The following is a 3,609-nucleotide window of genomic DNA, read 5'->3' as shown; positions in this document are numbered from 1 at the left end:
ATAACCCCTGCGCTTTGATCCCGGTATACAACCACGAAGCCGCCGTGCCGGCCGTGGTCCACAGTGTGCTGAAGAGCGGCCTGCCCTGCCTCTTGGTGGACGATGGCAGCAGCGCCTCGTGCGCAGCCGTGCTGGCGCAGTTGGCGACGCTGGATAACGTCACCCTGCTGACCCTGCCCAGCAACCAGGGCAAGGGCGCCGCCGTGATGACCGGTTTTCGCGAAGCCGCGCGCCTGGGCTATACCCACGCTCTGCAAGTGGACGCCGATGGCCAGCACGACCTGCGCGAAGTCCAGACCTTTATCCACACCTCACGCCAGCACCCCGAGGCCGTCATCTGCGGCTACCCCGAATACGACGACAGCGTGCCCAAGGGTCGCCTGTACGCACGTTACCTGACCCACGTGTGGGTGTGGATCAATACCCTGTCGCTTGAGATTCGCGACTCGATGTGCGGCTTTCGCGTGTACCCACTGGCGCCGACCCTGGCGCTGATGGACTCGGCCTACATTGGCACGCACATGGATTTCGACTCGGACATCCTGGTACGCCTGGCCTGGCGCAACCAGCCGATGCGCTGGCTGCCCACCCAGGTGCACTACCCCACCGACGGCCTGTCGCACTTTCGCTTGTTGCGTGACAACCTGCGCATCAGCGCCATGCACACGCGGTTGTTCTTCGGCATGCTCGTGCGCGCGCCGATGATCCTGTGGCGACGGTGGCAAGCATGAACGACAGCACCAAGCATTGGGCCGACCGCGAGGAACGCGGCAGCTTCTGGCTGATGAAATTCACCGCGGTCGCGGTCAAAGTCCTCGGCCGTCGCCTATTGAGCCCGTTGCTCTACAGCATCGTCTTTTACTTCTTCCTGTTCGGCCGCACCGCACGCCACAGCGCCTGGCAATACCAGCAGCGGCTGGCGCAATGGAGCGGGCGCAATGACTTGCTGCCGAGCCACCGCACAGTCTTTGCCCAGTTCATGGCCTTCGCCGATTCGCTGCTCGACAAGCTGGACGTGTGGAACGGCAAGCTGCGCCTGGAGCAAATCGAGATCAACGACCCGGCGCAGTTGCGCAGTCAACTGCGTGGCGAGCGCGGGCAGATGCTGGTGGGTGCGCACCTGGGTAACCTGGAAGTGTGCCGTGCCCTGGCGGAGATTGGTGAACAGGTCACCATGAACGTGCTGGTGCACACCAAGCACGCCGAGCGTTTCAACCGCCTGCTGGGCGAGGCCGGCGCGACCCATTTGCGCCTGATCCAGGTCAGCGAATTGGACCCGGCCACCATGCTGCTGCTCAGCCAGCGCCTGGACGATGGCGAGTGGCTGGCGATTGCCGGCGACCGCATCCCGCTGCACGGCGGGCGCACGGTGCGCGTGGACTTCCTCGGACACACGGCGGCATTTCCCCAAGGCCCATGGCTGCTGGCGGGCTTGCTCAAGTGCCCGGTCAATCTGCTGATGTGTCTCAAGCACCAGGGCCGCTATCGCCTGACTATCGAGCCCTTTGCCGATTTGATCGAATGGAAGCGCAGCACCCGTGAGCAAGTCATTGCCGAATGGACCACCCGCTACGCCGCACGCCTGGGCCAGTTCTGCCTGCAAGCGCCCCAACAATGGTTCAACTTTTACCCTTTCTGGAAGACCGATGACGACGCCTCTTGAGCCCATCACCTTTGGTGAACGCCCCCTGCGCATCGAAGACGTGCTGGCCCTGGCCAACCGCCAGGTGCCCACTCGCCTGCAGGACGATGCCGCGTACCGCCAACGCATCGCCAAGGGCGCGCAGTTCCTCGACTCGCTGCTGGACAAGGAAGGCGTGATCTACGGCGTGACCACCGGCTACGGCGACTCCTGCGTAGTGGCGGTGCCGCTGGAGCACGTCGAAGCCTTGCCGCGTCATCTGTACACCTTTCACGGTTGCGGCCTGGGCAAATTGCTTGATGCCCAGGCTACTCGCGCCGTACTGGCGGCGCGTTTGCAGTCGCTGTGCCATGGCGTGTCCGGGGTGCGTGTGGAACTGCTGGAACGCCTGCATGCCTTCCTCGAAAACGATGTGTTGCCACTGATCCCGGAAGAAGGCTCGGTCGGCGCCAGTGGTGATCTGACGCCGCTGTCCTATGTGGCTGCGACCTTGTCCGGCGAACGTGAAGTGCTGTTCCGTGGCGAACGCCGCCCGGCGGCCGACGTACACCGCGAGCTGGGCTGGGAGCCGCTGGTACTGCGGCCCAAGGAAGCCCTGGCACTGATGAACGGCACCGCAGTGATGACTGGCCTGGCCTGCCTGGCCTTTGCCCGCGCCGACTACCTGTTGCAACTGGCCACGCGCATCACCGCGCTCAACGTGGTGGCGCTGCAAGGCAACCCGGAACACTTCGACGAGCGCCTGTTCGCCGCCAAGCCGCACCCTGGGCAGATGCAAGTCGCCGCGTGGCTGCGCAAGGACCTGGCCATCGACGCGCCCACCGCCCCCCTGCATCGCCTGCAAGACCGTTATTCGTTGCGCTGCGCGCCCCACGTGCTCGGCGTATTGGCGGACAGCCTGAACTGGCTGCGCTCGTTCATCGAGATCGAACTGAACAGCGCCAACGACAACCCGATCATCGACGCCGAAGAAGAACGTGTGCTGCATGGCGGGCACTTCTACGGCGGGCATATCGCCTTCGCCATGGACAGCCTCAAGACCCTGGTCGCCAACGTTGCCGACCTGCTCGACCGCCAGCTCGCACTGTTGGTGGACGTGCGCTACAACCATGGCCTGCCGAGCAACCTCTCAGGCGCCCCGGCTGACCGCGCCATGATCAACCACGGCTTCAAGGCCGTGCAGATCGGCACCAGCGCCTGGACCGCCGAAGCGCTGAAAAACACCATGCCGGCCCGCGTGTTCTCGCGCTCCACCGAGTGCCACAACCAGGACAAAGTGAGCATGGGCACCATCGCTGCCCGCGATGCGATCCGCGTGCTGGAGTTGACCGAACAGGTCGCCGCCGCGACCTTGCTCGCCGCCAACCAAGGCGTGTGGCTGCGCGCCCAGGCCGAGGATGCCCGCCCACTGCCACCAGCACTGGCCGCGATGCACGCCGAACTGGCCCAGGACTTTGCGCCGGTCATCGAAGACCGCGCCCTGGAAGGCGAACTGCGCCTGTGCCTGCAACGTATCGCCGCGCAACACTGGAGGCTGCATGCGTAGCCCCGGCGTGTTGCACAGCGACACTGAAATCCTTGTGCCTTTTTTCGACATCGACACCATGAACGTGGTGTGGCACGGGCATTACGTGAAGTACCTGGAAGTGGCGCGCTGTGCGTTGCTGGACAAGATCGGCCATAACTATACGGCGATGCTCGAAGCCGGCTACGCCTGGCCGGTGATCGACATGCAGCTACGTTATGTGCGTGGCGCGACCTTCGGCCAGACCATCAATGTGCGCGCCAGCCTGGTGGAGTGGGAGAATCGTTTGAAGGTCAATTATTTGATCACCGACCTGGCCAGCGGCGAGCGCTTGACCCGCGCCAGCACCGTGCAAGTGGCGGTGCAAATCGCCAGTCGCGAAATGCAGCTTGCCTCGCCCAAAGTCTTTACCGACGCCGTAGAGAGAGCCCTGGAATGAGAC

Annotated in this window: 4 protein-coding genes; all 4 read left to right on the top strand. The window is 64.2% G+C overall.

All coding sequences use genetic code 11. The annotated features are described in order from the left end of the window. A partial coding sequence (locus BKD70_RS23380; RefSeq protein WP_070415495.1) for a glycosyltransferase family 2 protein occupies nt 1-731 on the top strand: 731 nt, incomplete at its 5' end. Continuing rightward, nucleotides 728-1,663 (top strand): glycosyl transferase, encoded by a 936-nt coding sequence (locus tag BKD70_RS23375; protein ID WP_054896220.1) that lies wholly within the window; start codon nt 728-730, stop codon nt 1,661-1,663. The genes BKD70_RS23380 and BKD70_RS23375, both read left to right, overlap by 4 nt. Then, a complete protein-coding gene (hutH, locus tag BKD70_RS23370) occupies nt 1,647-3,188 on the top strand; it encodes a histidine ammonia-lyase (protein WP_070415494.1) in 1,542 nt (513 codons plus the stop codon). Before BKD70_RS23375 ends, hutH begins: the two co-directional genes overlap by 17 nt. After that, complete coding sequence (locus BKD70_RS23365) at nt 3,181-3,606, top strand: thioesterase family protein (RefSeq protein WP_034125591.1); 426 nt, start codon at nt 3,181-3,183, stop codon at nt 3,604-3,606. The genes hutH and BKD70_RS23365 overlap by 8 nt, the downstream gene beginning before the upstream one ends. The last annotated feature ends 3 nt before the right edge of the window (nt 3,607-3,609 follow it).

Source organism: Pseudomonas sp. BS-2016, from assembly GCF_001806145.1.
GTDB classification, from domain to species: domain Bacteria; phylum Pseudomonadota; class Gammaproteobacteria; order Pseudomonadales; family Pseudomonadaceae; genus Aquipseudomonas; species Aquipseudomonas lundensis.
This window is presented reverse-complemented; position numbering and strand designations above follow the sequence as displayed.

Excerpts from the sequence above, each read along its gene's own strand:
- BKD70_RS23375 (WP_054896220.1), top strand. The coding sequence starts at position 728 with ATGAACGACAGCACCAAGCATTGGGCCGACCGCGAGGAACGCGGCAGC.
- hutH (WP_070415494.1), top strand. The coding sequence starts at position 1,647 with ATGACGACGCCTCTTGAGCCCATCACCTTTGGTGAACGCCCCCTGCGC.
- BKD70_RS23365 (WP_034125591.1), top strand. The coding sequence starts at position 3,181 with ATGCGTAGCCCCGGCGTGTTGCACAGCGACACTGAAATCCTTGTGCCT.